This window comes from Leptospira fluminis, from assembly GCF_004771275.1.
GTDB classification, from domain to species: Bacteria; Spirochaetota; Leptospiria; order Leptospirales; family Leptospiraceae; genus Leptospira_B; species Leptospira_B fluminis.
On the sequence record NZ_RQEV01000018.1, the window covers coordinates 36105 to 62080 of the forward strand.

Genomic DNA, 25976 nt, shown 5'->3' on the forward strand with positions numbered 1-25976 from the left:
TATCCTGGGATCCCGACGGAAATCCGCAGGACTTTCGCCCGATTATATGTCCGAAAAAAAAATAGAATCCTCCCGATCGACGAGCAAAAAAAGGAAGAAATCAAATCCGGTAACGCTTGTATCTTCCCACCCCAGATTCAATAAACACCTTTCCGTAGCGATCATCACGTACAACGAAGAAAGGAATATCGGAGATTGCATCCGTTCTTGCCGAGATATCGCCGAGGAGATTGTCGTCTTGGATTCGAATAGTACGGACAAGACGGAGGAAATCAGTAGATCCTTCCCCGAGGTGAAATTCCATTCCCAAAAATTTCGCGGACATGTGGAACAGAAAAACGACGCGATCGCCCTTTGTAAAAACGAATGGATTCTTTCTTTAGACGCGGACGAAAGACTGAGCGATGAACTGAAGGAATCCCTCCGTGTTTTTTTGGAGAGTCCCGAGGACGGATCCCTAGATGGATTAAGAGCGGCTAGGCTTACCTTTCACATGGGAAGATTCATCCGTTTTTCCGGTTGGTATCCTCAGACGAAATACAGGATCTTTCGCAAATCCAAAGCGAGCTGGACCGGAGAGAATCCTCACGACTATCTAGTCGTCGACGGGAAGGGAAAAAAAATTTCCGGAGATATTTTACATTATAGTTTTCGCGATTTGTCCCACCAAGTGGACACGATCAATAAATTCTCTTCCATCGTAGCTTGGACTAGATTTCGGAAAGGGAAGACGTTCCGACTACTGCGTACGATCTATAAACCTTTCGTAAAATTTTGGGAAATTTATCTTTTTAAGCTCGGATTTCTGGACGGATTTCCGGGGTTTGCGATCGCGGTTTCTTCGGCTTACTCCACTTTTTTAAAGGAAGCCAAAATTTACGAACTTAGCGGTAAATTGATACAGAGACCTTCGAACCTCCGAGAGGATTACGGGGCCTAGATGTCTAACGGGCAAAAAAAAACGAAAGGTTCTTTTTGGAATCGATTTCTGTTCTGGAAAAAAAAGCCCTCGGAACAAGATTTTTCCGGGGAGCCTGCAGTTCGGGAAAGTCGAGGATACACCTGGGAATTGAAAGACCTGAGGGAGAAAGTGGACCGGTTCTTTCTGACCCGTAAAAAGCCGAGCGGAACGATCTTCGAATCGACCGCCTTGAAATTGACCAAGAACAACCGGCATCTGTTTCGATTGGAGGGAAAGGAAAAGTCGGGCAGAGAATATTCCATTCTATTCGTAACGGGAAATTATTTGAACGAGCAAAATGGAAAAGTAAATGGAGTCGTATTTTTAGGGGAAGCCGATTTGAACCGAATCCTTTCCTCCGACCAAAAGAATCTCAAGGGAATTCTTTCCGGTGTGAAAACCCCAGATTGGGACGAGGAATCCTGGTCGGTTATGCAGGAAGAACCGGACCTTCGCAAATCCTCCGATTCTTGGAAGGAGATCCTTGCTTGGGAACCGATCTGGAGCCAGCAGGTGATCATCCATTTGAGACCGAATGTATTAGCGGTTTTATTGGTGTTTTTGGGAAAGGAATTCGAGGATTTTTTCCGTAAGAACTCCGCTGTAAGAGTGCAGGAAATGGTTTCAAAGGAATTGTATTTCTTAAACGTAAGCGGAAACAGGGATTTTCCTCACTCCGAAAATCTTTCCTTATATGAATTTGATTCAGCAAAACGGGAATTGGAATCCGTTTTGAATCGAATTCGGTCCAAAAGAGAGAAGATATAAAGTATGGATCTAAAAGAAATTGCGGTGAAACAAATCCAATCCTCCATCGCTACAAAGCAGGCGGTTCTGGATCATCTGCTTCCTGAAATCGTAAAATCCGGCCAACTATTGGCTGAGACGCTTCAAAAAGGAAATCTGGTTCTTTTTTGCGGAAACGGGGGTTCTTCTTGCGACGCTTCCCATATCGCCGCAGAATTGGTGGTTCGATACAAATCCGGAAACGAAAGGAGAGCGCTTCCTGCGATTTCTCTTTCGGCAGATTCGGCAGTGATGACCGCCGGCGGGAACGATTACGGATACGAGGAAGTTTTTGCCAGACAGGTGGAAGCGTTTGGAAAAGAAGGGGACTTGCTCGTAGGGATTTCTACCAGCGGGAATTCCAAAAACGTGATCTCCGCCGTGGAGAAGGCCAAAACTCTCGGAATGAAAACGATCTGTTTTTTGGGGGGAGACGGAGGGAAACTCAAGGGGAAAAGCGATTTGGACTTAATCGTTCCGAGCGGAGAAACGGCTCGCATCCAAGAATCGCATATTCTCATCGGACATATCCTGTGCTCCATCGTGGAGTCGGAACTGTTTCAGTTGCATTAGGAAGCGGATTTGGCGGCTCATAATTCGGAAGATGCAGTGGTCATTACCGGGTTGACCGTTCGTTCCGGATCCGGTTCTCTTTTGGATCGCTGCGATTTCAGGATACGAAAAGGGGAAATTCACGCGGTGATCGGAGAGTCCGGAAGCGGAAAAACCACTCTCGCGAATTTTCTGTTGGGACTATTGGATCGGAATTTGGACGCTTCGTGGGAGGAATTTTTTCTTTTCGGAGAAAAAATGCAGGGTTCTGCGTCCGGTGAAAAATGGAAGGAGTGGAGGGGAAAACGGATCAGCCTCATTCCTCAAAGTCCGGCATCAGGTTTCCATCCGTATCGAAAGATTTCTTCCCAAGTATTGGAATACTTTTCCGTACTCCAGCCCGAACTTTCCGATCGCCAAATTTGCCTGGAGCTGTTCAAAAAAATAGGACTTTCCGATCCGGAATCGGCTTGGGAGGCTCATCCCCATTCTCTCTCCGGAGGGGAAAGGCAGAGAATTCTAGTATTACTTTCGCTTTATTCGAATGCGGAATTGATTCTAGCGGACGAACCGACATCCGCTCTGGATCCGATCACCGGCAGGGAAATTCTGGACCTTTTGTCCGGATTGGTCCGACAGAAAGAGAGGAGTCTGGTATTCATCAGCCATGACCTGGGTTCCGTATCTGATTTTGCGGATACGATTAGCGTGTTGAAACGAGGGCGTCTTGTGGAGACGCTTTCGCGTTCTTTTTCGACCTGGGCCCCAAAAACCGAATACGCAAGAAAACTGTTTGAAATAGACTCCTTTCCCCCATACTCTGCTTAGATCGATGAGAGTCATTTTACGGATCATTCTTCTCTCCTGTTTTCTTTCTTCCTTTTCCGCTTCCTATGCGGAAAGTAAGGGGATCGTTTTGGAAGAAGGAAACGTTTCTTCCTATCCGAAAGTAGCGCTCAAAATTAAGGAAAACCGCAAATCCTCTCCGGAAAGAGAGATCCTTGTCTTAAGAGAACGAAAGGATTCCAGAGTGAGGAGGGTGCTAGAGCCGGAAATCTTTCAGGAAGAAGGAACCAGACCCATCCACCTGCATTTGTTGGTCCAAATGTCCGATTCCTTCGATTCCAACGTGCAGGGAACCGAAATCCTGAAGCGAATCGTCCAAGCGTCCGGAGAAGAGGACCGTTTCAGTTTCGTCTTTTTTACGGATGATGTGTTTTTGCCGAAATCGGATCTGAGTAAAGCCGAAGCTCTGAAGGAGGCGAAACTTCCCGGCGGAAAGACGAACCAAAATACTTCCTCCAACTTGGATTACGTTTTTCAGAAGATTTCTCCTCATATAGGAAAGCGGGATTACCTCCTTCTCGTTTTTTTCGATCGGGAATTCCAGCCGTCCCAAGAAGCGCGTAGGGGAGGATATCTTCGAGACAACCCTCTGAATATTCTAGGAAACCCTTCGGAAGGGACGGCGAGACTTGCGGAGACATACGGAGGTTTCTTTTATTCCATCCAACGGACCGATTCCTTAAGTCGCGTGCTGACCGATATCGAATTCTTCCGCAAAAAACCTTGGACGGTCAGATACGATTCTCCGTTCGGAGAAGATTGGAACTGGGGAAGCGAGGACAAGGTCCATGTGGAATTGGAGACTAGAAATTTCGGAAAGATCCTTTACGACTACTCTCTGCCTTGGACGACCAGGTCGATTCTCTTCCTTCTCCATCCTAGAATTTTTCTCCCTACCGTCGGTTTCTTACTCATCGTTACGATGGTCGCCTTTCTATTCGTTTTGAAACGAAGCGACAAGCGGAGTCCGTCCCATGCCGGATCGATTGCGGAAGAGAGGTTGCACACTCTGGACGACGAGCAGGACGCGTACAGAAAAATGTATGGGGATCAGTACCAATTGATGTATTCGGAAGACAATCGGATCCAGACGGACAGATTGACCCCCGTCGCGGTAAGGGAATTCGAGGACGGCGAGGTGTACGAAAAAGCTACTTTGATTCTGAAAGAGGGAAGGCATCCGGGAAAACAATACTCTTTGCAAAAGAGCCAAACCGTTCTCGGAAACTCGGAACTGGCCGACTTGGTTTTGTACGAACAGGGAGTGAGCGGCAGTCACGCCAGGATCAGAAGGGTAAAGAACAGATTTATTCTGTACGATTTGGTTTCCGAATCGGGAACGTATCTGAACGGGAAAAAGGTGCTGAGGCCCAGAATCCTGTACGACTTCGACGAAATCGGGATCGGTAAAGCCTTACTGGTATTTCGGGGAAAATAAGTCCGTAGCCGCCTGATTCATTCCTTCTTTACGAAAAAGGCCTCCTTTTTAGCATGGAGGTGTAGCCTTACCGGCCGGCGAACCCCGAACTCCCTCGTTTTCCGATCGGGAGTCTAAACTAGAAACGAATTTATTTTTCCTTATAGGACAGGCGATCATATGAAGACGATGTTTGAGAAAATCTGGGAAGACCATTTGGTCGGAGAACTGGAAGGCGGGTCTTATCTGATCTATATAGACAGGCATCTGATACACGAGGTTACGAGTCCCCAAGCCTTCGAAGGATTGCGGATGACGGGGAGAAGCGTACGGAGACCGGATGCCACTTTCGCCACGATGGACCATAATGTTTCCACTCGGATCCGAAACCTTGATTCCGCAGATCCGGTTTCCGCAACTCAGATGAGAACTCTGATGAAAAATTGCGAAGAAAACGGAATCACTCTCTACGATATCAATCACCCGGACCAGGGGATCATTCATGTCATTGCTCCGGAAATGGGATTGACTCATCCCGGAATGACCATCGTCTGCGGGGATTCCCACACGTCCACGCACGGAGCCTTTGGCGCTCTCGCGTTCGGAATCGGCACCTCGGAAGTGGAGCACGTCCTGGCGACTCAGACCCTTTTGCAGAGAAGGGCAAAGACCATGGAGATCCGGGTCGACGGAAAACTTTCTCCTCACGTCACTGCGAAAGACATTATTTTGGTGGTGATCGGAAAGATCGGAACCGGAGGAGCCACCGGTTTTGTGATCGAATACCGCGGGTCCGCAATTTCCACGTTGAGTATGGAAGCTAGGATGACGATCTGCAATATGTCCATCGAGGCGGGAGCAAGAGCCGGACTCATCGCCCCGGACGAAATCACGTTTCAGTATCTGAAGGATAGAGATTTTTCCCCAAAAGGAAAGGAATGGGATCTGGCTTTGCAGCGCTGGAAGAGGTACGTCACGGACGAGGGAGCCAAGTTCGACGTCTCCGTTGTGCTCAAAGCGGAAGAAATCGCGCCGCAAGTCACTTGGGGAACGTCTCCCGGGCAGGTGGTTCCGATAACGGGAGAAATTCCGGACCCTAAAAACGCCTTGGACCCCGTAGAAAAAATCAGCATCGAGTCCGCGCTGAAATACATGGATCTGAAGCCCGGCCAGAAGATCCAGGATGTCGGTATAAATAAGGTATTTATAGGTTCCTGTACCAATTCCAGAATCGAGGACCTTCGCATCGCCGCAGCTACCGTAAAAGGAAAGAAGGTTTCCCAGAAAGTCCAAGCCATCGTGGTCCCCGGATCCGGAAGGGTCAAACGCCAAGCGGAACAGGAAGGACTGGATAAAATCTTTCTGGAAGCGGGATTCGAATGGAGGCTGCCGGGATGCTCCATGTGTCTTGCCATGAACGACGACGTTTTGGAGCCGGGAGACAGATGCGCGTCCACTTCTAACCGAAACTTCGAAGGTAGACAAGGAAAAGGCGGGCGTACGCATTTGGTCGGACCTGCGATGGCGGCTGCGGCTGCGGTCGAGGGTCATTTCGTAGACATTCGAAACTGGAAATAAAGGAAATCTTAATGAAGCCGTTTACAACCCACGAAGGATTAGCCGTTCCGATAGACCGTCCGAACATAGATACGGACCAAATCATTCCGAAGCAATTTTTACGCAAAATCGAAAGGAGCGGATTCGGAATCCATTTGTTTCACGATTGGAGATACTTGGACGACGCCGGTACTGCGCCGAACCCGGAATTCAGCCTGAACCAACAAAGGTATCAAGGAGCTTCCGTACTGCTAACCAGAGACAATTTCGGATGCGGTTCCTCTCGAGAACACGCTCCTTGGGCTCTGGAAGATTTCGGATTCCGGGCGATCATCGCACCTTCGTATGCGGATATTTTCTATAACAATTGTTTCAAAAACGGGATCCTGCCGGTCGTTTTAAAAACCGAAGAAGTAGAAGAATTGTTCCAGTCCATAGGAAAGACTCCCGGGGCAAGGATCAAGATCGATCTCGACAAACAGAATGTGATCAGTCCGGAAGGGAAAGTATATTCTTTCGAAGTGGATTCTTTCAGAAAATACTGTCTCTTCAACGGTTTGGATGATATAGGACTAACCTTGCAGCACGCGGATAAAATCGGTCTTTTCGAAGAAAAGAACCGCAAGGAAGAACCCTGGCTGTATACTAGTAAAAAATGACCGGTTCGAAGTTTTCGAACTTCCGATAGGAGAGAAGGCAATGTTTGACGAAATATCCCGTTCGATCGATGAATTCGGTAATAGCCTTCTTGGAGCGCTCAACAACGTACAGGGGATCTTCGGACGGGAATTAAGCGTCGCAAAGCCGATCAAAGAGAACGTTCTCCAGATGATCGGCAACACTCCTTTGATCCGGTTGAACAAGATCGGTTCCCACCTTCCGAACGTGGAAATCTATCTCAAAGCCGAATTTTGCAATCCTACCGGCAGCGTAAAAGATAGGACGGCGCTTTCCATGGTACTTTCCGCGGAGAGAAGAGGGGAGTTAAAACCCGGCGGGAGTATTTTACAAGCGGGGTACAATACCACGGCGATCTCTCTCGCTTGGATTTCCTCGATCCGCCAGTACAGATACAAAGTGATTCTTGCTCCCGATACGGATCAGGAGAAAATCCGGGAATTGAAGTCTTACGGAGCCCAGGTGGAGGTCCTACAACTTGCCAAAGGAAATTGGGACGACTCACTGCTGGAAAAAGCGAAGGATCTCAAGAACGCCGAAAAAGGCAGCGTCATACTCAACGAATATAAGGATATGGCGAATACGAACGCGCACTTTCTGTTTACGGGTCCGGAAATTTGGCGGGACCTGAACGGTGGAGTGGACGCTTTCGTAGCGGGAGGAGGTTCGGGAGGAACCTTGTCCGGTGTAGGTCGCTTTTTGAAAGGAAAGAAACCTTCCTTGCAGGTAATCATGGGAGTGAGTAAGAACTCCAGATTCATCCGTCGTATGGTGCAAGGGGATAGCAGCATCCGACTTCCCGAATCCTTCGACCCAAAAGTCACGGACCAGTACATTGGCGTGGATCGGGAAGAAGCCCTCCGGTATCAATCCGAACTCTACCAAAAAGAAGGAATATTCGCAGGTCTAACCACGGGCACGACTCTGGCTTCGGCTCTTCATTACGCTGAGAGTCTTCCCACAAGAGAGGATTCGAAAGCCACTCCTTATAGAATCGTAGTACTTTCTCCGGATAGACTTTGATGATATGAGTTCCCGGTACGAGGACCTAAGAAGGTCGCTTTTAACCGAAAGGGACGCGGAGATTGCCCGCTACAAGGAAAGTTCCTCCTCCGACCGCAATACAAAGATCGCTTCGGGTCTTTGTATCTATCCTTTGGTATATGAAGACTCTGAATTGGGCACCGAAGGGAATTGGCGTATTCGGTTTCGACCCACAAAGCCCGGGGCCGTTCCGGAATTCTTTCGTGCCGGAGTTCCTGTACGCATTTTCAAGGAGGATTTGGAGACCTCTGCCATTCTTACAAAGTGTTCGGAAGATTCCTATACTGTTAACCTGGATGAGATTCCTGACTGGATGGAAGAAGGGAAGTTAGCTCTGGAAATTCTGCCGGACGAGACTAGCTACAAAGAATGGGATAAGGCTTTGGAAAAAGTCATTCGTGCGGAAAAAGGAACCCGCGCGAGATTTTTCGGAGACCTCTTCTCGGAAGCCTTAGATCTCAAGCCGACGAATTATAAGCAGGATCCATCGATACGCGCCGAATTCAACGAATCTCAGAAGAGAGCGATATCGGGCATTTTAGAAACCGAAGATTTGATTTTGGTACACGGACCGCCCGGGACGGGAAAAACGAAAACGATCTGCGAGGCGATTCGTATCTTGGCCGGAAGGGGAAAGAGAATCCTAGCGTCCGCTCCGACGAATGCAGCCACGGATCTGATAGCGGAATCTTTGGGAAGGCTGGGAGTGCCGGTACTTCGGATCGGACATCCGGCTAGGATGAGCGAATCAGTACTGAACGTATCCTTGGATGCAAGTCTTCGCCGACATCCCGAAAGCAAATGGATCGAAAAAGATAAAAAGGATCTCGCTGAACTTCTAAAAAAGGCCGGCAAATACAAACGCAATTTCGGAAGGGAAGAGGCCGAGGAAAGAAAACGTTTTTATCAAGAAGCGAAGGAATTACGGAAAGGAATTCGTGAAAGGCAACGGATTCTCATCAATTATCTTCTGGAATCCCATCCGGTGATCGCGTGCACTCATACGGGAGCCTCTTCCTCCCTATTGAACGGTATGGAATTCGATTATTCCGTTTTAGACGAGGGAAGCCAAGCGACGGAGCCTTCTTCCTGGGTTCCGATTTTACGCGGGAAAAAGATCGTCATTGCGGGAGACCCGAGGCAGTTGCCTCCCACCGTACTTTCCGAAGATCCTTTGCTGAAAGTCCCTTTGATGGAAAGATTTTTGGAAAAATTGGAATCCGTAGGTAGGGTCTTTCTATTGGATACCCAATACAGAATGACGACTCCGATCCAATCCTTTCCGAATCGAAAATTCTACGCCGGAAAACTGAAATCGGGGTTACCGGAGGGAGAACAATTCGCGAAACCTTTTCCCGAATCCGATTTTCCTTTTTCGGAGAGTTTCGTTTTCGTAGACAGCTCCGGCACGGATACGGCGGAAGAACTTTCGGAAGGAAGTCTAGGAAATTTCTGGGAAGCGGAGTTCACGATTTCTCTCTTGCAGAAAATTTTGGATTCGGGATGGAAGCCGGAGGATCTGGTTCTGATCTCTCCGTATAGGTTCCAAAGATATTTGCTGGAAGATCGGTTGCGTTCCCGACTTCCGGAGATTGCCGATCGGATAGAAATCGAAACCGTCGATTCCTTTCAGGGAAGGGAGAGAAAAGGAGTTCTCTTTAGTTTGGTACGGTCCAATCCGGAAGGTAGAATCGGATTTTTGTCGGAAGAACGAAGATGGAACGTAGGAATGACTCGGGCAAAACGTCTGCTGGTCTTGGTCGGAGACGGAGCCACTCTAGGGGAGCAGGAATTTTTTCGGGACCTGTTAAGCGAAGCCGAATCGGTCGGAGAAGTCAGAACCGCTTGGGAGTTTCTGGATTAGAAACTTCACCAACGTAATTTATTTTCCAGAGGAACGAAGGCCAGGACGATCCAGGAAACGGTCCCGATCGCGTGTGATAACAATAAATGATAACCGCTCTGGTCCGTGCAAATGAACTTCAGCGTTAGGTTGGAAGCGGCGAACAAAAGGCTTAAAATAGTCAAGGACGCAATGTAGGGATTTGCGGGAGCGGTTTTGCGGACCCAAAACGCGGATGCTCCTCCGAAAATCAGCCCGAAGAGAGCCAGAAATGCCGGGCAAAATCCTATGTGTTCCGGGTGGGGAGTATTCCATTCCTGCATAAAATGGAAAGACACGTATCCTAACCAAAGAATCGGACCCAATAGGGTTAGAAGTAGAGGCCAATTCCGCTTTTCCTCCGGAAAAGAGGTCTTGGACAGTGCCAGAGTGGAAAGTAAGCCCCAACCCAGAATCAATACAGGTTCCGGCCACCAACCCGGAAAGGCGTTTCGAGCGGATAGGGAAGACAGAAAAAATCCTAGACCGACAGATAGGCCCAAAAGCAAAGCACCGGTAAAAAAAAGCTGACTTACCTTTAGAGGGCGCGAGCGTCTAAGATTCGCACCCAAGGAAAGAATCAGCTTTTCCGTCGGATCAGAATCAGAATAAGTGGGCATCGTTCTTCCTTCCCTTTTTCGTTTTTCTATCTAAGAACAAGAAAGATTGGACAATCCTTAAAATCCAGTCGAAATGTTCTTTCGACCGCTCTTATTATCATTCGTCGGGCGCGGTGTAAGGTTACATGACCGATACGGGTAAAATCTGGGAAAGTTTAGCGGCTCGAATGAAATCGGCTCAGGGAGGCGATTCCAGAGAGTACGAGCTACTTTTGCGCCAGGTCCGGGATATCTTACGCGCATTTTTGGCATCCAGAATTTCCCATGCGGAGGACAGGGAAGATCTCATCCAAGAGATTTTACTCGGTATCCATCGTGCAAAGGAAACGTATAGACCGGATCGACCTTTTGCTCCCTGGCTATTTTCCATAGCAAGATACAAAACCATCGATTACCTTCGTAAGTTAAAGAAACGCGACTTGCTGGTTCTCACGGAAATGGAAGATTTTGCGCAAGTAAAATCTTCGGAAAAAGAGGAGTCCTGGATGGAGGCGGACGGAATAGAAACCTGGCTTTCCGTCTTGGACGATAGGCAAAGAGAGATCTTAAAACTGGCTAAATTGGAAGGATACAGCGTGCGAGAAATTTCCGAAAAAACGGGACTTTCGGAATCGAACGTGAAAGTGATCGTGCACAGATCGGTTCAGAAAATCCGTAAAGTTTTTTCGGGAGAAAGACGGCCCCAAGCCGGACAGGAAACGTCCAACTTATAGGACATGCCCCTTTCGTTGAAAGCCAGATCCGTGGATTCTATATGCTCCCTTTCTAAGGAGGAATGGGACAAGTTAAGCGATCCGAATAATCCTTTTTCGGACTACGATTTTTACGCCGGTTTGGAAAAAACTTCCTGCATCGGAAGTAAGACCTCTTGGCATCCGAGATACGTACTCGCGACGGATTCTCACGGATTTCATTCCGCCTTTCCCTTCTTTCATAAATTCGATTCGTACGGAGAATATATTTTCGACCATGCCTGGGCGAATTTTTTCGCTCAAAACGGATTGTCCTATTATCCGAAAGGACTGGTCGCGTATCCCTTCACTCCCGTAACGGGGCGGAGAATCTTGCGTCGGGACGGCGTCTCTGTTCGCGAGGCGTTGGACGCACTTTTACCGGAAACGTTCCGCGCGGCGGAAGAGGCTGGCCTTTCCGGTATTCATTTTCTGTTTTTACTTGAGGAAGAAGCGCAGGAATTGTCGAAACGAGGGTTTGCTACGCGCATAACGCACCAGTATCATTGGCAGAATCGGAATTACAACGACTTCGAGGATTTTTTGAAAGAATTCAAATCCAAAAAAAGGATGCAAATCCGGAAAGAAAGGGAGAACATCCGCGATGCCGGGATTTCCATCCGGGTTTTGGAAGGAGATTCCGTTACACAAGAGAATATGGAGCAGATGTATCGTTTTTATACCGATACGTATTCACGTAAATGGGGTTCGCCTTATCTGAATTTGGCCTTTTTTCGGGAGGCTTGGAAGACGCTTCGGGATAAGATCGTATTGATCCTAGGAGAAAAAGAGGGAAGGATTCTGGGAGGAAGTCTCAATCTAAGAAAGGGGGATAAATTTTACGGAAGATATTGGGGTTCTTTCGAGCATATTCCGTTTTTGCACTTTGAATGCTGTTATTACTCTCCGATCGAATACTCCATCCGGAATAGGATTCGAATCTTCGAAGCCGGCGCCCAAGGAGAGCAGAAATTCCTGAGAGGGTTTCCCGCGGTTCCCACTTACAGTTCTCATTTCATTTTCCATTCCGGAGCCAGAAATGCGATTGAACGTTTCCTAGAAACGGAAAGAATGCATATGCAGGAAATGATCGAAGAGACTAACGAGCATTCCCCTTTAAAGGAAGTCCCAGGTTTAGCGGATAGGGAAACGAGATGAGCGAAGTATACCGTTTCGATACCGAAGAGCAAATCCTTACAAAGGAAAAATTGAAATTAAAAAGACCGCCGAAGTTCAGGGTGGTGATCCTGAACGACGACTATACTCCTATGGAGTTCGTCATATGGATTTTGAGAGTGGTCTTTTATAGAACCGCCGCCGAAAGCGAGCGGATTATGCTTCAAGCGCATACTACCGGAAAAGCGTTGTGCGGAGTCTATTCCCACGACGTAGCTAAGACTAAAGTTTCAGAAACACATAAACTTGCGGAACAAAACGGTCATCCCCTTCAATGTCGGATGGAAATCGAAGAGGGTGAGGAGGAACCATGACTCTTTCCGAGGAACTAGAAAGATCCTTGAATCAGGCCAGAATCGAAGCGGTAAAGCGCAGGAACGAGTACATCACTCTGGAGCATATCCTTTTGGCTCTGACCTACGATCCCGTGGGACAGGAGGTTCTACTTGCCTGCGGCGCGAATCTGGAAACACTACGCAACGAATTGCGGGAATTTTTGGATACGGAGATGGAATCGATTCCGGATTCCTTCGGAGAGATGGAGCCGGAGTATACGATAGGAGCACAAAGGGTACTGCAATTAGCGGCTTTTCACGTGCAATCCACCCAAAAGAAAAAGTTGGACGGGGGCTACGTTCTGGCCTCCCTCTTTCGCGAGGATCAATCCCATGCGGTTTTCTTTTTAGCTAGACAGGATATTTCCAGATTCGATGTGGTCCGGTACATTTCCCACGGAATCCGCAAAGACGGTAAGAAAGTAACTCCGGAAGGAACAACGGAGCCCACACCTTCCGAATCCGGGGATCCTTTAAAGGACTTCTGTGTGGACCTTACCGAAAAAGCCAGGATCGGAAAATTGGATCCTCTTGTTGGCCGTTCCGAAGAGATAGAGAGAACCGTCCATATCTTGGCTCGTCGCAGAAAGAATAACCCGATTTTCGTGGGGGATGCCGGGGTAGGAAAGACAGCGATCGTGGAAGGTTTGGCCTTGAACATTATGGCAGGGACCGTTCCCGATTCTTTGAAGCAGACCCGGATTTTCTCTTTGGATATGGGACTACTTTTGGCTGGTACGAAATTCAGAGGAGAATTCGAAGAACGTCTGAAAAACGTAGTGCAGGCGGTTGCGGCCGATCCGAACCGTGTCTTATTCGTGGATGAGATCCATACGATCATCGGAGCGGGAGCGGTTTCGGGAGGTTCCTTGGACGCTTCCAATCTGCTGAAGCCGGCTTTGGCAAACGGGGAATTGCGATGCATCGGAACCACCACCTACAAGGAATACAAGGCGATCTTCGAAAAGGACCATGCTCTTTCCAGGCGCTTCCAGAAGGTGGAGGTAAACGAACCGAGCGTAGAGGAAACGATCCGTATTTTAAAAGGACTCTTGCCTAAATACGAGGATTTTCACGCAGTAAAATATTCCTCTCAAGCGGTGGAAGAAGCGGCGAGGTTGGCGGATCGATATATCCTGGATCGGAAATTGCCGGACAAAGCCATCGATTTGATCGACGAGGCCGGAGCAAAAGTAAAGATACGTTCCTCCGCAAAGCATAAAACCGTCACTGTCAAGGATGTGGAAGATCTCGTTTCCAAAATCGCGAAGGTGCCGACCCGGACCGTAAAGGCGGACGATCGGGATAAACTGAAGGAACTGGATGGCGAACTGAAAAAGAGGATCTACGGTCAGGATAAGGCCGTTACCGAAATCGTACAAGCCATCAGACTTTCTAGAAGCGGTTTATCGGAACCCGGGAAGCCGGTAGGGTCCTTCCTGTTCGCGGGACCTACGGGAGTAGGAAAAACCGAACTTTCCAAGCAGCTAGCCTCTAACTTGGGGATAGAGTTCCACCGTTTCGATATGAGCGAGTATATGGAAAAACATACCGTATCCCGTCTGATCGGATCCCCTCCGGGGTACGTAGGTTTCGAGCAAGGAGGACAATTAACGGATGCCATTATTCGAACTCCTCATTGCGTTCTCCTGCTGGACGAAATCGAAAAGGCACACGAGGATATTTATAATATTCTTTTGCAGATCATGGATCACGCCACTCTTACGGACAATAACGGTAGAAAGGCGGACTTCAAGCAGGTCATTCTGATCATGACGACGAATACCGGGGCGAGAGAGCGTGCCGCGAATCCTCTCGGATTCGAAAATACCGCTTTGGCCGACAGGGGTCTCAAGGCGATAGAGAGACAGTTTTCGCCCGAATTCAGGAACCGTCTGACCGCTATTGTGGAATTCGAAGCCCTGGACGAATCCGTCGTTTCCAAAGTGGTTCGAAAGCAATTGGAACTTTTGGAAGAACGTCTGGAGGAAAAGAAAATCGTTCTCGAATACGGAGAAGAGGTTTTAGTCTTCATAGCACGTAAAGCTTACGATCCTCTATTCGGCGCTCGACCGGTGCAAAGGTGGATCGATTCCAACGTTTCAAAAAGACTCTCGGAGGAAATTCTTTTCGGAAAACTCCGTGCCGGAGGATCCGTCCGTTTAAGGGAGATCGAAGGAGAGTTGGAGTTGGATTTTTCGGAACCGGAAGGGCAGAACAAAGGATGATGATATTTCAAATAAGAAGCTTTCTTCCTAGGGGTCGGATTCTCCTCGTTTTTCTTTTCCTATTCTTCTCGAATTCTTTCTGCAAAGGAAACGGACTCTTTCTGGAGGGAAAACGCGTTTCGGGAGAAGGGCTTGTTTTCCCCAAATCAGGAACTCCTCCGGAGAGATTGTCCGCGGAATCCGAGAATATCATGATTTCCACCGATTCGGAGGAGGCTTCCCGAACAGGTTTGGAAATTCACCGATTGGGAGGTAACGCGGTGGACGTTGCGGTTGCGGCTTCCTTCGTTATTTCGGTGACTCGTCCCCAATCCACAGGAATCGGAGGAGGAGGTTTCCTTCTGCTTCATAGTTCCAAAGAAAAAAAAACATACGCCTTCGATTTTAGAGAAAGGGCTCCCGCGGCCGCATCCCGCGATATGTACCGGAATCGACCTAAAGAGGACTCTCTATTAGGATACAAGTCCGTAGGTGTTCCGGGAACCGTGGCTGGACTCGTTCTGGTTCAGAAGAAGTTCGGCAAATTATCCTTAAAGCAGGTGATGGAGCCGTCCATTCGTTATGCGGAAAAAGGATTTGCGGTTTATCCCGATCTTAGGGAGTCCATTCTGGAATCATCGAACGATATGAGTCCTGCGATGCGGGATATTTTTTTACCCGGGGGAAAAGCGCCGGAGGTCGGAGGAATCCTAGTACAAAAGGATCTGGCTAAGACCTTAAGGATCATTTCCGATACCGAGGGGAAGGAGTTCTATAAAGGAAAGATCGCCCTTGCATTGGGAAAGCTGATGAAAGAAAGGGGAGGAACGGTCTCCGAGTCCGATTTAGGCAATTATCGAGTCCGGGAGGGAGCACCCTTGGAAATTCTCTACAGAGGATATTCCGTTCGAACGATGTTTCCTCCTTCTTCCGGAGTGCACATGCTCACTATGTTGAGGATGCTGGAGACTCGAAAGTTGACGGACATGTACCGATCTTCCAAAGCGGAATACTATCATTTTCTTGCGGAGGTGATGCGTAGGGGATATTCGGACCGGGCCGTTCTCGGAGGGGATCCGGATTATACGAATGTCCCGATCGAAAACCTCTTGTCTCCGGCTTACGCGCTGGCCAAGATCGCGGATTTTAAACCTATGATGGCGACACCGAGTTCCGACTACCTGGGAAGATTGAATCTAAGGGAGGAATCCCATGAAACCACTCATATTTCCGTCATGGACGCCCAAGGAAACGCGGTCTCCACGACCCAGTCCGTAAATTACAGATTCGGAGCGGCCGTGATTTTGGACGGTTACGGTTTCGTACTGAACGATACCATGGACGATTTCAGTCGTTCCCCGGGGGAACCGAACGTTTACGGATTGATCGGAGCCGAAGCGAATTCGATTCGAGCGGGAAAAACTCCTTTGAGTTCCATGTCTCCGACCATCGTGCTTAAGGACGGAGAGACCTTTTTAGTTACCGGCGCCCCCGGCGGATCTTATATCGTCAATGCGGTACTTCAATCCTTATTGTTTAACCTGGATTTTAAACTGACCCTGTACGAATCCGTTGCCAGGGGGAGGATCCATCACCAATTTTTTCCGGATGCCTTATATATGGAAGGAGCGGCAATGGACACCGCCGTCTCTAATCAACTTAAGGCAAAACGGCATGAATTGAGGGTGGGTCCGAATTTCGCTAAATTGTTTTCCGTCAAGAAGGAGAACGGAAAACTCTACGGAGCCGCGGATCCCAGGGGAGACGGAATTCCGATGGGAGAATGAGGAATTCGGAGCTAACTTTAAGAGTCCGGAACGGTCTAAGAAAAAAACGATTGGAATCAATGAATGAAACGTAGTGTAGCCAGCTTAGTATGCCCAAATTTGAGACACGCGGTCAAAGCGAAGCACGGATTGGAAAAGGAGAGTATGCGGATCTTTTCCGACGGAAAGATCGCGACCACTTCCCATCCTAAAACTTTGGGCTCCAGTCTTACGAATCATTATATTAAGACGGATTTTTCCGAACCGCAATTGGAATTCGCGACGAACGCCAGACCTAGAATAGAAGCGATCGTAAGAGAATTACAGGATCTGCATATTTTTACTTCCCGCCACCTACAGGGGGAATGGATTTGGCCGTTCAGTATGCCTCCCGTTTTGCCTAAGGAGGAGAAGGACATCCCCTTGGGGAAATACGGCTCCTCTTTTTCCGGAGAATGGAAGACGCTTTACCGGAACGGACTCGGACTTCGTTACGGAAGAAGAATGCAGACGATCTCAGGCGTGCATTATAATTTTTCCTTTTCCAATCTGTTCTTAAAACAGATTTTCGAAAAAGAGATCTCCAAGTTCGACAAAGAAGAGATTTCGGAAATGTATCTTTCCGTCACTAGGAACTTCTTTCGGAAAGTCCCTTTTGTGTTGTATCTTACCGGAGCGACGCCCGCCTTCGACGAGACTTTTCTACCTGTTCGATTCGATTTTCAGTTTACCAAACATAAATCCCATACTCTCTTTGCCCCTTACGCGACTTCGCTCAGAATGAGCGAGATCGGTTATACGAGCCAGGTGCAGGACGCTCTTCCTATAAATTATAATTCTTTAAAAGAGTATGTGGACGGAATGTGTTACGCGGTGAGTACGCCGTATCCTCCTTATGAATCCTTGGGCGGATCTCCGAATCAGTTGAACGCGAATTATCTTCAGATCGAAAACGAATTCTATTCTCCCATTCGACCCAAGCAGATTCCGAAAAACCAGGAACGCCCGTTGGATGCTCTTAAAAACAGGGGAATCCAATACATAGAGATCCGATGTCTGGACATAGAACCGGAATCTCCGACTGGAGTCAGTAAAAGCAGCCTGGCCTATATTCAAATGATTTTGTTGGATGGGATCCTGAGACCGAGTCCGCCCATTCTGGAACCGGAAAAAAAACGGATCCGTGAAAATACGAGGCGAGCGATTTGGGAAGGGAGGAAGCCCGGCCTTTCCATAGTAGGAGAGGAAGGAGCGGAAATCGATTTTACCCGAGCCGGAGCCGAATATACGGAATCCTTATTTCCTATCGCGGAAGAACTAGACCGGCATTCGGGAAGAACGTTTTACCAGGATACTCTTTCCACCATGCTGGAAAAATGGAGAGACCCTGGGAAAACACCTTCCGGCCGCTTTTTGAAACGGCTTCTGGAAGAGGATTGGGAATTTCGTGATTTGGGGATCCACCTTGCTCGAGAGAATTTCCGCAACCAATCTCAGATGGAACTCACGCCGGGAAAATGGAATTCGTTCGAGAAGGAAGTACATAGATCCGTTGAAGAACTGGCGAAAATCGAAGAGACCGAAAAGGTGCGTAAGTTCCCGACTCCTAAAATATGCAACCATTGACGATCCGACTTCCCGAAGGGCAAAGATTGGATCCGAACGAGTACGTACTTTCCGGATTCGAAGATCTGGAGATCTCCACTCAAATCGTGATTCGGGACGCACTTAATCGCGGGCTGACAGTAGAGGTATTGGATCGGGTAAGTCACTTTCTGCGGATTTCCGGATCGGGAACCTCCCGCTTGGTCAAGGAGGCCTCTAAGACGGACTTGGATTCCTATATGACCTTTCTGGTCATGGAAAATAAGACGGTAACAAAGCGCATTCTGCAGGAAAAAGGGATCCTAGTTCCGTCGGGTACCAGTTTCTCGCATCCTGAGGAAGGAATGCAGTATTATCGCGGTCATTCCCAAAAGAAAATGGTCTTCAAACCGGTTACCACGAATTTCGGAATCGGAATCACGATCCTTCCTCCCGGTTCTTCCGAAGAACAAGCTAAAACGGCTATCGAAACGGCTCTCTCTTTTTCGGAGACTGCGATACTGGAAGAGTTTGCTGAAGGGCAGGAATATCGGTTTTTAGTGATTGGGAACGAATGCGTCGCAGTATGCAATCGTATTCCGGCTAACGTAATCGGAGATGGAAGTAAGAGCGTAAAGGAATTGGTTCTCGAAAAAAACCGGGATCCCAGGAGAGGAATAGGTCACGTCACTCCCTTGGAAAAGATCCGGTTGGAGGATACGGAGCTGGGAGTTTTAAGGGAGCAAGGTTTGACTGTGGATTCGGTTCCGAAGGGAGGGGAAATCGTCTATCTCAGAAGAAATTCCAATATCAGCACAGGAGGAGATTCGATAGACGTCACGGACGAGGCTTCTTCCGGCTATAAAAGGATTGCGGTGGAAGCGGCACAGGCCGTAGGAGCGAAAATTTGCGGAGTGGATATCATCGTAAAGGATTTAAGCGGAAGCGAGGACTATAGAATTCTGGAACTCAATTTCAATCCTGTCCTTTACATTCATAACTATCCGTATTCAGGAAAAAATCGGGACGTCGGGAATCGGATTTTAGATCTTCTGGGGTTTTAAGCGCTCTTTTTTTTACGCACGTATTCCACGATATCTCTGGATTCGTACATCTTGACTTCATCGTCTACGAGAAACGGAACTTGGCTGATTCCGCCTAAGCGGACGACTTCCTGCCTACCTGGAGTTCCTCTACTTGCCTCCACCAGTTCAAAATCCTTTCCTATAACCAAGCCTAATCTGGAAAATTCCTCTAAAACATAGGCGCAATAGGGACAGGTCTGGAACTGGTAGAGTTTCATCATCGATCTTATACTGGGAGTCCTAGTTTTTTCTGTAATTCCCCGGTTTTCGCCAATTCCACGACGATATCGTGGCCGCCGATAAATTCTCCTTCTATATAAAGTTGGGGAATCGTCGGCCAATTTGCGAATTCCTTGATTCCTTCCCGGACCGTCTGGTCGGAAAGTACATTGAAGGATCCGTAATCCGCACCCAGGCTTCGTAGAACGTTCGTGACGCCGGCGGAAAAACCGCACATCGGGGCTTCAGGAGTCCCTTTCATAAATAGAAAGATCTTTTTCGAGCCGATCAATCCTTCGATTTTTTCTTTGAGAGTTTGGTCCATTTGCTTCCTCTAAAATTGTATTATTTCTACGGTTCTAAATTTCTAAGAGACTTTGGTTTCCAGAGCTAGGGCGTGGACTTCTTCTTTGAGTTCTTCCCGCAAGGTGTCGTAAACCATTCTATGCTGTTCCACCATCGATTTGCCTTGGAAGCCGGAGTACTTCACCACCGCCTTGATATGAACACCGTCCTTGTAAGGATCTAAGATTTCCACCTCGGAACCGGGTAAGCCGGATCGGATCTTATTTCGGATTTCTTCTATCGTCATGATTCCTATGATTAGACTTCGGCTCTTGCGAGTTCGAGGCCGGTTTTCCTAAGGATAGCTTGGAAAGGCGACCTTGCCGCACAATCATTTTTCCTCAGGGAACCTCGGTCCGGATTTCCAAGGCGTGGATTTTCCTGGTTTTGACCGTGGATTCTAGGGTGGAAACGACAAGCCTGTGTTGTTCCAAAAGCGACTTTCCCCGAAAGGATTCGCAGGCGATCCGAACCCTCAGATGGGTTCCTTTCCGGCGACCTTCCGGATTTCCGGAGTGCCCCGCGTGTTCCGCGGAAAAATCCACCACTTCCAAAGCTAAGGGAGAGAATTTTTCCCGAAGTAGAAATTCCAGTTCTTCTTGCGTTTCTTTCATTTAAGTCCTCGTTCCGATTCCGCGGTTCAGTAAAAATACGGCTAAGCAATACAGTAAAATCGTTCCGAAGGCCAATAGACTCATGGCAAAAATCGGATCTATATCGCTCACTCCCAGAAAGCCGTAACGGAACGCATTTACCATGTACAGAATGGGATTGAACTTGGAGACGATCTGCCACGTTTCGGGGAGCATACGGATGGAATAGAAAATTCCTCCTAGATAGGTGAGCGGTGTCAGGATGAAAGTGGGAATGATGGTGACGTCGTCGAACTTCTTCGCGAACAAGGCGTTCAGGAATCCTCCCATGGAAAAAAGGAGGGCGGAAAGGGCCACAGTGATGAATACCGCCCACGGGTGGACGATTTTCAGATCGGTAAAAAATAGGGAAACGACGGTCACGATGACTCCCACGAGGATGCCACGGATCACTCCGCCGATGGAATATCCTAGTACGATCAAATGGGAAGGAGTGGGGGAGACGAGAAGTTCTTCTATGTTCCGTCCGAATTTCGCTCCGAAAAAAGAGGAAACCACGTTGTTATACGCGTTCAGAATCACCGACATCATTACGAGACCGGGAACGATGAACTGGATGTACGTGTGTTCCCCGATATTGCCGATCTGCGAGCCTACCAGTTTTCCGAAGATGAGAAAGTAGAGAGAGATGGTGATTCCCGGAGGGATCAGAGTCTGGATCCAGATCCGAAGGATCCGCACGGTCTCTTTACGCACTATCGTGGAAAACGCATTGAACTTTTCCCGGAATGTCATGAATTCTTCTCCACCAATTTCAGGAAGAGCTCTTCCAATCGATTCGCTTTGTTTCTCATGCTGGTGATTTTTATGCCTTCCTGGTCCAACAATCGGAACAGTTCGTTGATCGAATGGGTTTTATTGACCTCAACTTCGAGGGTCAAGTCGTCCACTTTCCTCAATAAAAAGCCGTTGAGTTTCGGAGGAACCGCTACCGCTTCCTGTAGATCGAGTATGAAGGTTTCCGTATCCAATTTTACCAGGAGTTCCTTAATGGAGGTGTTTTCCACAATGAGCCCCCTATCTATGATCGCTATTCTTTTGCAAAGCGTTTCCGCTTCCTCCAGGTAATGGGTGGTGAGTATGATGGTGATCCCCGATTCGTTCAGTTTGATCAGGAATTCCCAAAGGGATCTCCTGAACTCTATATCCACTCCCGCCGTAGGTTCGTCCAGGATCAGGATTTTTGGATTGTGAACCAAGGCCCTCGCGATCATTAGCCTTCTTTTCATTCCACCGGATAATCTTCCCGCTGACTCTTTTCGTTTTTCATAAAGTCCTAATTGTTTCAGATACTCGTGAGCCCTTTCAGTAGCGACGGATTTAGACAGGCCGTAATAGCCACCTTGGTTGATCACGATCTGTTCCACTTTTTCGAAGATATTGAAATTGAATTCCTGTGGTACGACTCCCAGGAAGGATTTGGCCAGAGGAAGATCCGTGTCGATGTCCGCACCGTAAATCCTGACTTTTCCCGAGGTTTTGTTCACCAGGGAACTCAGGATTCCAATGGTGGTGGATTTGCCCGCTCCGTTCGGGCCTAGGAGCGCGAAAAATTCGCCCTCTTCCACGGTTAAATCGATTCCTTGGAGAGCTTGGATTCCTCCCGAATAGGTTTTAACCAGATTTTCTATCTCTAATGCTTTTTTCATCCGTACGGAAATTGGCTCCTTTCATCATTCTACCCGGCGACGATCTTCTAGACGATTTTATGATGCTAATATCTCCCTGGCTTTTCTCGCCGCGTTCCTGGCGATTTCCGGAAGTGCGGGATGGATGTAGATCATTTTCAGAAGATCGTCCAAGGTGCCGCCCATAGTCATCAAAAGAATAAAAACATGAATTAGGTTCGAGGCTTCGTCCCCTAAAACGTGCGCGCCCAACAGCTTTCTGGATTTGCGATCCACTAGGATCTTTACGAATCCTTCTTCGGATCGTCGGGCCATTCCCGTGGCGCTGGCGGAATAAGGGTTGGTCGCCGAAATATAATCCGCTCCTTCCGAAATCAATTCCCGTTCGGTCTTGCCTACCGCCGCGACTTGGGGATGAGTGAAAACTGCGTGAGGAACGGGGGGATATTCCACGGGAATTCTTTTCTTGTCCACATACAAGGACTGGAAAAGGGATTCTCCCTCGAAATTCACGGAGTGTCTGAAAAAGTGTTTCCCGGTGATATCTCCCAAAGCGTACACTCCCTCCGCAGTCGTTTCCAGATATTCGTTCGTGAGAATGTACCCTTTCTCGTCCGTCCGGATTTGCGTATGATGTAGATCCAACCAATCCGTGTTCGGACGGACACCCGTGGCCACTAACAATGCGTCCCCTTCGAGTTCGAATTCCGAATGTTCCGCCTTGCAACGGAGACGGAATCGGCCCGAATCGTATTCCACTTTTTCCACCGTCGTTCCGAGACGCACGTCGTGTTTTTTCCGAAAACTTTTTTCGAACGCGTTGACGACGTCCTCGTCTTCGTGGGAAAGCATCCGGTTTCGAACTAGGAAGGTGGTTTCGGAGCCGAAGGAAGAGTAGGCAAAACCCAGTTCCAAGCCGATGTAACCCCCTCCGATGATCAGGAGTCGTTTCGGAAGTTCCGTTCTGCGCAAGGCTTCCCGGCTCGTCATAAACGGTGTACCTACAAGACCCGGTATGTCCGGTAGGAAAGGCCTGCAACCTCCCGCGAGAAAAATCCGGTCCGCAGTTAAAAATTCTCCGTTCGCTTGGATCACCTTGTTTTCTACGAAGCGACCCTCGAAAGGATAATAATCTATATTTGGATTTTTTTCGTATGCAGGGGCGATACTGTCCGAATCGGAATCCACCGTAGCCGAAATCCTCTGGACCAAGGATTTAAAATCCACTCGAAACGGACCCGGAATATCCAATTGAAATCTGTCGGCATCCGAAGCTAGGGCTAAGATCTCGGCGGGGTAGATGAGCATTTTGGAAGGAATGCACCCACGGTTCAGACAAGTGCCCCCGAGTCTGTCTTTTTCCAAAATTGCGACTTTATAGCCGAGTTTGGATGGAGGGGTCACTAATTTCGTACCACCTCCCGATCCGATTACGAGAATATCATATTTTTTCATTCGATTTGATTCGATCGGAGACGCCTCCGAGAAAAGGGAGAGCGGTTATCTTTTAGACCCTACCATTTGTCTCTTAGGGATCGTAAAGTCAGAAAAAGAGTTTTCTCGTCGGTAGGAAGATCCGTCTTTCCGGATCGATTTCGTATACCGGAAACTAGAGAAAGGGAAGGGTTCCTGCAGAGGAAGAAAGGATTGAATTCCCTTTCCTCTCCGAAGTCGGTCGTCCAAAATTCCTCGTTTTCCCGGAGACCTTCCGCTCGTTCCATAGCCGCCTTCGCTTTGGAATTCTCAGGATCCAGATGGAGGCTGAATCTAAGATTGTTCTTCAGATAATCGTGGCCCGGGTAAAGCCTGACCGTATCCGGCAGCGCATAAAAGATTTCGGAAACGGTTCGGTACAATACTTCGGGGTTTCCCCCGTTTTTGCAATTTCCCACTCCGCAATTGAAGATCGTATCTCCCGTAAAGACTGCGGTCGGAGTTTCGTTTTCGATCTGTAGAAGACAAATGTGAGCGAAGGTATGCCCCGGAGTATGCAGTACTTCCAAGTAAGAGAGTCCCGCCGGATCGGATAAAATCCTGTCTCCCGGAAGCAAGGGGCGGCTCGCGAAAGGAACGGAGTCCATTCCTTTGGGGTGGGTCAATACGACGGATCCGAATTCCCGGCAAAGCCCTTCGTTTCCGCTGGTATGGTCCCAGTGTTCATGCGTATTTACGATGAAGTTTAAACTCCAATGTTTATCCTTTAGCAGGGCGGAAATCTGTACAGAATCGAAAGGATCGATACAGACGGTCTCTCCCGAAGAAGTTTGCCGGATTACGTAGCTGAAATTTCTTAGCGGGCTGGCCGTGTAGATTTGGATGATTTCCAACATCTAAGGATTCAGGGAATAATATCCAGGTGTTTGTCTAGATTGGCGATTCTCAGGATGGTCATTACATCCCGACTCAGATTCCTTAATTTCAGACTTCCGTTCCTTTCGGTAACGTATTTTTGGGTATTGAAAATGGCTCCTATTCCGGAGGAGTCCAAATAAACGTCTCCCTTGAAATCCAGAATAATTTCTTTGCAACCTTCGTCGAATTGTTTGATAATCAATTCCTTTAACGAGAACGCATTTTTTAGGCTTACGTTACCCTGAATCTTAACGATACAAATTCCGTCCTCAAAGGACACATCTGTCTGAAAACCTTCCAATAGAAACGGCTCCGATTTTCTATTTATATGACCGTCCTCGAGATAGAAATTCTACCGAAACGCTTAGAAAATAAAAATTTCGAACGTTCGCTCGGGGAGGGAATCCGATCAATGAGAGTAATTTGTGGCAAAGGGGAGGTAAACTCTTTTTTTCCTTCCAAAATAGGGCAATTTCTCCGGCTGGAGAAAGAAGAAATGCTGGAAAAAACGGACAGGACGAGAAAATAGAGGTGGGCGTTTTCCATGACCAGTTTGCAAGGTTTTGGCCGATATTTGAATTGCGATGCGGATTAAATTTTGGGGAGTTCGGGGCTCCATTTCTTCCCCGGTAAAAGGCGATTTGATTCGGGCTAAGATTTTAAAAATCCTAAGTCTTGCTTCGCCTTCGGATCTTCAGAGTCCGGAAGCCATAGAAGACTTTTTGGATTCCTTGGCCTTGTCGAACTGGAGCACGTACGGAGGGAACACTACCTGCGTCGAAATCAGGGACAAGGAAGACAGACTCATCATTATCGACGGCGGTACGGGACTCCGGGAACTGGGAAATTCCATTCTGCACGAAGGCTATCTCCAGGGAAAGGGAAGCGCCGTTTGGATCTTTACCCATACCCATTGGGACCATATCCAGGGAATTCCTTTCTTCGTGCCTTTGTACACTCCGGGGAATAAATTCGAGTTCGTAAGCTCGGTGGAAAATCTGGAGAATCGGCTGAAATACCAGCATACGTTTACCCATTTTCCGGTTCCCTTCGAGGGCTTTCAGGCGGAAAAGACGTTTCGCCACGTACCTGAAGGAAGAGCCTTCCGTGCCACCGACTCAGTGACTTCCATTTCGAAGGCAGTGCGGCATCCAGGAGGAAGTTATTCTTATCGCTTCGAAGAAGACGGCAAATCCTTGATCTTCGCCTCCGACGCAGAATTCAATCTGGACGAGATGGAGAATATCGACGACTACTTGAATTATTTTAGAGGGGCGGACGTGCTCGTTTTTGATACCCAATATACGTTCGAGGAATCTTTGCAAAAAATCGATTGGGGACACAGCACCGCTTCGATGGCTACGGACATCGCTTTACGTGCGAACGTTAAAAAGTTGGTCATGTTTCACCATGATCCTTCCTATGACGACGAAAAGCTGGATGCAGTCTATTTACGAGCTATCAAATACAAGGAAATGTTCGATCCGGACAACCAGCTGGAGATCATTATGGCGAGGGAAGGTTTGGAGATTCAAATCTGAATCCGAGGATC

General features: G+C 48.1%; 27 protein-coding genes. 17 read left to right on the top strand and 10 right to left on the bottom strand.

The annotated features are described in order from the left end of the window. Positions 1-46: 46 nt before the first annotated feature. From EHO61_RS16585 to EHO61_RS16625, 9 genes are all read left to right on the top strand, one after another. Positions 47-940: a glycosyltransferase family 2 protein gene (locus tag EHO61_RS16585; RefSeq protein WP_135814684.1), complete on the top strand. Its 894-nt coding sequence runs from the start codon at positions 47-49 to the stop codon at positions 938-940. Then, positions 941-1729, top strand: coding sequence for an LBBP_01157 family protein (locus tag EHO61_RS16590; RefSeq protein WP_135814685.1), 789 nt, complete (start codon positions 941-943; stop codon positions 1727-1729). Between the two features lie 3 nt (positions 1730-1732). After that, positions 1733-2320, top strand: coding sequence for a D-sedoheptulose 7-phosphate isomerase (gene gmhA, locus EHO61_RS16595; protein WP_135814686.1), 588 nt, complete (start codon positions 1733-1735; stop codon positions 2318-2320). Positions 2321-2329: 9 nt separating this feature from the next. Next, entirely contained in the window at positions 2330-3127 is a 798-nt protein-coding gene (locus EHO61_RS16600; protein ID WP_135814687.1) for an ATP-binding cassette domain-containing protein, read from the top strand. A 4-nt stretch (positions 3128-3131) separates the two neighbouring features. Next, the gene (locus EHO61_RS16605) at positions 3132-4583 is read left to right on the top strand and encodes an FHA domain-containing protein (protein ID WP_135814688.1); all 1452 of its coding nucleotides are present in this window, start codon (positions 3132-3134) and stop codon (positions 4581-4583) included. A 159-nt stretch (positions 4584-4742) separates the two neighbouring features. After that, complete coding sequence (gene leuC, locus EHO61_RS16610) at positions 4743-6140, top strand: 3-isopropylmalate dehydratase large subunit (RefSeq protein WP_135814689.1); 1398 nt, start codon at positions 4743-4745, stop codon at positions 6138-6140. Between the two features lie 11 nt (positions 6141-6151). Next, on the top strand, positions 6152-6778 hold the full coding sequence (gene leuD / locus EHO61_RS16615) for a 3-isopropylmalate dehydratase small subunit (protein ID WP_135814690.1): 627 nt from the start codon (positions 6152-6154) through the stop codon (positions 6776-6778). Between the two features lie 40 nt (positions 6779-6818). Continuing rightward, entirely contained in the window at positions 6819-7820 is a 1002-nt protein-coding gene (locus EHO61_RS16620) for a PLP-dependent cysteine synthase family protein (protein ID WP_135814691.1), read from the top strand. Positions 7821-7824: 4 nt separating this feature from the next. Next, positions 7825-9705: an AAA domain-containing protein gene (locus EHO61_RS16625; RefSeq protein WP_135814692.1), complete on the top strand. Its 1881-nt coding sequence runs from the start codon at positions 7825-7827 to the stop codon at positions 9703-9705. Between the two features lie 5 nt (positions 9706-9710). Here the strand turns inward: EHO61_RS16625 and EHO61_RS16630 are convergent, their stop codons facing one another. Then, positions 9711-10343, bottom strand: a complete 633-nt coding sequence (locus EHO61_RS16630; RefSeq protein WP_135814693.1) for an NrsF family protein — start codon at positions 10341-10343, stop codon at positions 9711-9713. A gap of 125 nt (positions 10344-10468) precedes the next feature. Between EHO61_RS16630 and EHO61_RS16635 the strand changes: the two genes are divergently transcribed. The 7 genes from EHO61_RS16635 to gshAB all read left to right on the top strand — a co-directional run bounded on the left by EHO61_RS16635 (position 10469) and on the right by gshAB (position 19206). Continuing rightward, positions 10469-11056 carry a sigma-70 family RNA polymerase sigma factor gene (locus tag EHO61_RS16635; RefSeq protein WP_135814694.1) on the top strand — a complete coding sequence of 196 codons (588 nt, stop codon included), beginning with the start codon at positions 10469-10471 and terminating at the stop codon, positions 11054-11056. A 3-nt stretch (positions 11057-11059) separates the two neighbouring features. Beyond that, a complete protein-coding gene (locus EHO61_RS16640; RefSeq protein WP_135814695.1) occupies positions 11060-12232 on the top strand; it encodes a GNAT family N-acetyltransferase in 1173 nt (390 codons plus the stop codon). Continuing rightward, entirely contained in the window at positions 12229-12564 is a 336-nt protein-coding gene (gene clpS / locus EHO61_RS16645; protein WP_135814696.1) for an ATP-dependent Clp protease adapter ClpS, read from the top strand. The genes EHO61_RS16640 and clpS overlap by 4 nt, the downstream gene beginning before the upstream one ends. Continuing rightward, positions 12561-14813 carry an ATP-dependent Clp protease ATP-binding subunit ClpA gene (clpA, locus tag EHO61_RS16650; RefSeq protein ID WP_135814697.1) on the top strand — a complete coding sequence of 751 codons (2253 nt, stop codon included), beginning with the start codon at positions 12561-12563 and terminating at the stop codon, positions 14811-14813. Before clpS ends, clpA begins: the two co-directional genes overlap by 4 nt. After that, positions 14813-16579 (top strand): gamma-glutamyltransferase, encoded by a 1767-nt coding sequence (ggt, locus tag EHO61_RS16655; RefSeq protein ID WP_135814777.1) that lies wholly within the window; start codon positions 14813-14815, stop codon positions 16577-16579. Before clpA ends, ggt begins: the two co-directional genes overlap by 1 nt. 63 nt (positions 16580-16642) lie before the next feature. Continuing rightward, positions 16643-18184, top strand: coding sequence for a glutamate--cysteine ligase (gene gshA, locus EHO61_RS16660; RefSeq protein ID WP_135814698.1), 1542 nt, complete (start codon positions 16643-16645; stop codon positions 18182-18184). Further along, positions 18172-19206 (top strand): bifunctional glutamate--cysteine ligase GshA/glutathione synthetase GshB, encoded by a 1035-nt coding sequence (gshAB, locus tag EHO61_RS16665; protein WP_135814699.1) that lies wholly within the window; start codon positions 18172-18174, stop codon positions 19204-19206. The genes gshA and gshAB overlap by 13 nt, the downstream gene beginning before the upstream one ends. Here the strand turns inward: gshAB and EHO61_RS16670 are convergent. The 9 genes from EHO61_RS16670 to EHO61_RS16710 form a co-directional block, all read right to left on the bottom strand. Next, the gene (locus tag EHO61_RS16670) at positions 19203-19448 is read right to left on the bottom strand and encodes a glutathione S-transferase N-terminal domain-containing protein (protein WP_135814700.1); all 246 of its coding nucleotides are present in this window, start codon (positions 19446-19448) and stop codon (positions 19203-19205) included. The two genes, gshAB and EHO61_RS16670, sit on opposite strands and share 4 nt — an antisense overlap. 5 nt (positions 19449-19453) lie before the next feature. Further along, on the bottom strand, positions 19454-19771 hold the full coding sequence (gene grxD / locus EHO61_RS16675) for a Grx4 family monothiol glutaredoxin (RefSeq protein WP_135766206.1): 318 nt from the start codon (positions 19769-19771) through the stop codon (positions 19454-19456). Between the two features lie 42 nt (positions 19772-19813). Further along, positions 19814-20038, bottom strand: a complete 225-nt coding sequence (locus EHO61_RS16680; protein ID WP_135814701.1) for a BolA/IbaG family iron-sulfur metabolism protein — start codon at positions 20036-20038, stop codon at positions 19814-19816. Between the two features lie 94 nt (positions 20039-20132). Then, positions 20133-20405: a BolA family protein gene (locus EHO61_RS16685; protein ID WP_135814702.1), complete on the bottom strand. Its 273-nt coding sequence runs from the start codon at positions 20403-20405 to the stop codon at positions 20133-20135. Then, a complete protein-coding gene (locus EHO61_RS16690) occupies positions 20406-21179 on the bottom strand; it encodes an ABC transporter permease (RefSeq protein ID WP_135814703.1) in 774 nt (257 codons plus the stop codon). Further along, the gene (locus tag EHO61_RS16695) at positions 21176-22093 is read right to left on the bottom strand and encodes an ABC transporter ATP-binding protein (RefSeq protein WP_135814704.1); all 918 of its coding nucleotides are present in this window, start codon (positions 22091-22093) and stop codon (positions 21176-21178) included. The genes EHO61_RS16690 and EHO61_RS16695 overlap by 4 nt, the downstream gene beginning before the upstream one ends. Positions 22094-22150: 57 nt before the next feature. Beyond that, complete coding sequence (locus tag EHO61_RS16700) at positions 22151-23527, bottom strand: dihydrolipoyl dehydrogenase (RefSeq protein ID WP_135814705.1); 1377 nt, start codon at positions 23525-23527, stop codon at positions 22151-22153. Positions 23528-23586: 59 nt separating this feature from the next. Beyond that, positions 23587-24402, bottom strand: coding sequence for a hydroxyacylglutathione hydrolase (locus tag EHO61_RS16705; RefSeq protein WP_135814706.1), 816 nt, complete (start codon positions 24400-24402; stop codon positions 23587-23589). 8 nt (positions 24403-24410) lie between these two features. Further along, positions 24411-24725: an STAS domain-containing protein gene (locus EHO61_RS16710; protein ID WP_135766199.1), complete on the bottom strand. Its 315-nt coding sequence runs from the start codon at positions 24723-24725 to the stop codon at positions 24411-24413. 283 nt (positions 24726-25008) lie between these two features. On the opposite strand from EHO61_RS16710, the gene EHO61_RS16715 reads away from it, so the two are divergent. Continuing rightward, positions 25009-25965, top strand: a complete 957-nt coding sequence (locus EHO61_RS16715; protein ID WP_135814707.1) for an MBL fold metallo-hydrolase — start codon at positions 25009-25011, stop codon at positions 25963-25965. Positions 25966-25976 lie beyond the last annotated feature (11 nt).

Bases quoted from the DNA above. Each gene is read 5' to 3' on its own strand.
- EHO61_RS16585 (WP_135814684.1), top strand. From the start codon at position 47: ATGTCCGAAAAAAAAATAGAATCCTCCCGATCGACGAGCAAAAAAAGG.
- EHO61_RS16590 (WP_135814685.1), top strand. From the start codon at position 941: ATGTCTAACGGGCAAAAAAAAACGAAAGGTTCTTTTTGGAATCGATTT.
- gmhA (WP_135814686.1), top strand. From the start codon at position 1,733: ATGGATCTAAAAGAAATTGCGGTGAAACAAATCCAATCCTCCATCGCT.
- EHO61_RS16605 (WP_135814688.1), top strand. From the start codon at position 3,132: ATGAGAGTCATTTTACGGATCATTCTTCTCTCCTGTTTTCTTTCTTCC.
- leuC (WP_135814689.1), top strand. From the start codon at position 4,743: ATGAAGACGATGTTTGAGAAAATCTGGGAAGACCATTTGGTCGGAGAA.
- leuD (WP_135814690.1), top strand. From the start codon at position 6,152: ATGAAGCCGTTTACAACCCACGAAGGATTAGCCGTTCCGATAGACCGT.
- EHO61_RS16620 (WP_135814691.1), top strand. From the start codon at position 6,819: ATGTTTGACGAAATATCCCGTTCGATCGATGAATTCGGTAATAGCCTT.
- EHO61_RS16625 (WP_135814692.1), top strand. From the start codon at position 7,825: ATGAGTTCCCGGTACGAGGACCTAAGAAGGTCGCTTTTAACCGAAAGG.
- EHO61_RS16630 (WP_135814693.1), bottom strand. From the start codon at position 10,343: ATGCCCACTTATTCTGATTCTGATCCGACGGAAAAGCTGATTCTTTCC.
- EHO61_RS16635 (WP_135814694.1), top strand. From the start codon at position 10,469: ATGACCGATACGGGTAAAATCTGGGAAAGTTTAGCGGCTCGAATGAAA.
- EHO61_RS16640 (WP_135814695.1), top strand. From the start codon at position 11,060: ATGCCCCTTTCGTTGAAAGCCAGATCCGTGGATTCTATATGCTCCCTT.
- clpS (WP_135814696.1), top strand. From the start codon at position 12,229: ATGAGCGAAGTATACCGTTTCGATACCGAAGAGCAAATCCTTACAAAG.
- clpA (WP_135814697.1), top strand. From the start codon at position 12,561: ATGACTCTTTCCGAGGAACTAGAAAGATCCTTGAATCAGGCCAGAATC.
- ggt (WP_135814777.1), top strand. From the start codon at position 14,813: ATGATATTTCAAATAAGAAGCTTTCTTCCTAGGGGTCGGATTCTCCTC.
- gshA (WP_135814698.1), top strand. From the start codon at position 16,643: ATGAAACGTAGTGTAGCCAGCTTAGTATGCCCAAATTTGAGACACGCG.
- gshAB (WP_135814699.1), top strand. From the start codon at position 18,172: ATGCAACCATTGACGATCCGACTTCCCGAAGGGCAAAGATTGGATCCG.
- EHO61_RS16670 (WP_135814700.1), bottom strand. From the start codon at position 19,448: ATGATGAAACTCTACCAGTTCCAGACCTGTCCCTATTGCGCCTATGTT.
- grxD (WP_135766206.1), bottom strand. From the start codon at position 19,771: ATGGACCAAACTCTCAAAGAAAAAATCGAAGGATTGATCGGCTCGAAA.
- EHO61_RS16680 (WP_135814701.1), bottom strand. From the start codon at position 20,038: ATGACGATAGAAGAAATCCGAAATAAGATCCGATCCGGCTTACCCGGT.
- EHO61_RS16685 (WP_135814702.1), bottom strand. From the start codon at position 20,405: ATGAAAGAAACGCAAGAAGAACTGGAATTTCTACTTCGGGAAAAATTC.
- EHO61_RS16690 (WP_135814703.1), bottom strand. From the start codon at position 21,179: ATGACATTCCGGGAAAAGTTCAATGCGTTTTCCACGATAGTGCGTAAA.
- EHO61_RS16695 (WP_135814704.1), bottom strand. From the start codon at position 22,093: ATGAAAAAAGCATTAGAGATAGAAAATCTGGTTAAAACCTATTCGGGA.
- EHO61_RS16700 (WP_135814705.1), bottom strand. From the start codon at position 23,527: ATGAAAAAATATGATATTCTCGTAATCGGATCGGGAGGTGGTACGAAA.
- EHO61_RS16705 (WP_135814706.1), bottom strand. From the start codon at position 24,402: ATGTTGGAAATCATCCAAATCTACACGGCCAGCCCGCTAAGAAATTTC.
- EHO61_RS16715 (WP_135814707.1), top strand. From the start codon at position 25,009: ATGCGGATTAAATTTTGGGGAGTTCGGGGCTCCATTTCTTCCCCGGTA.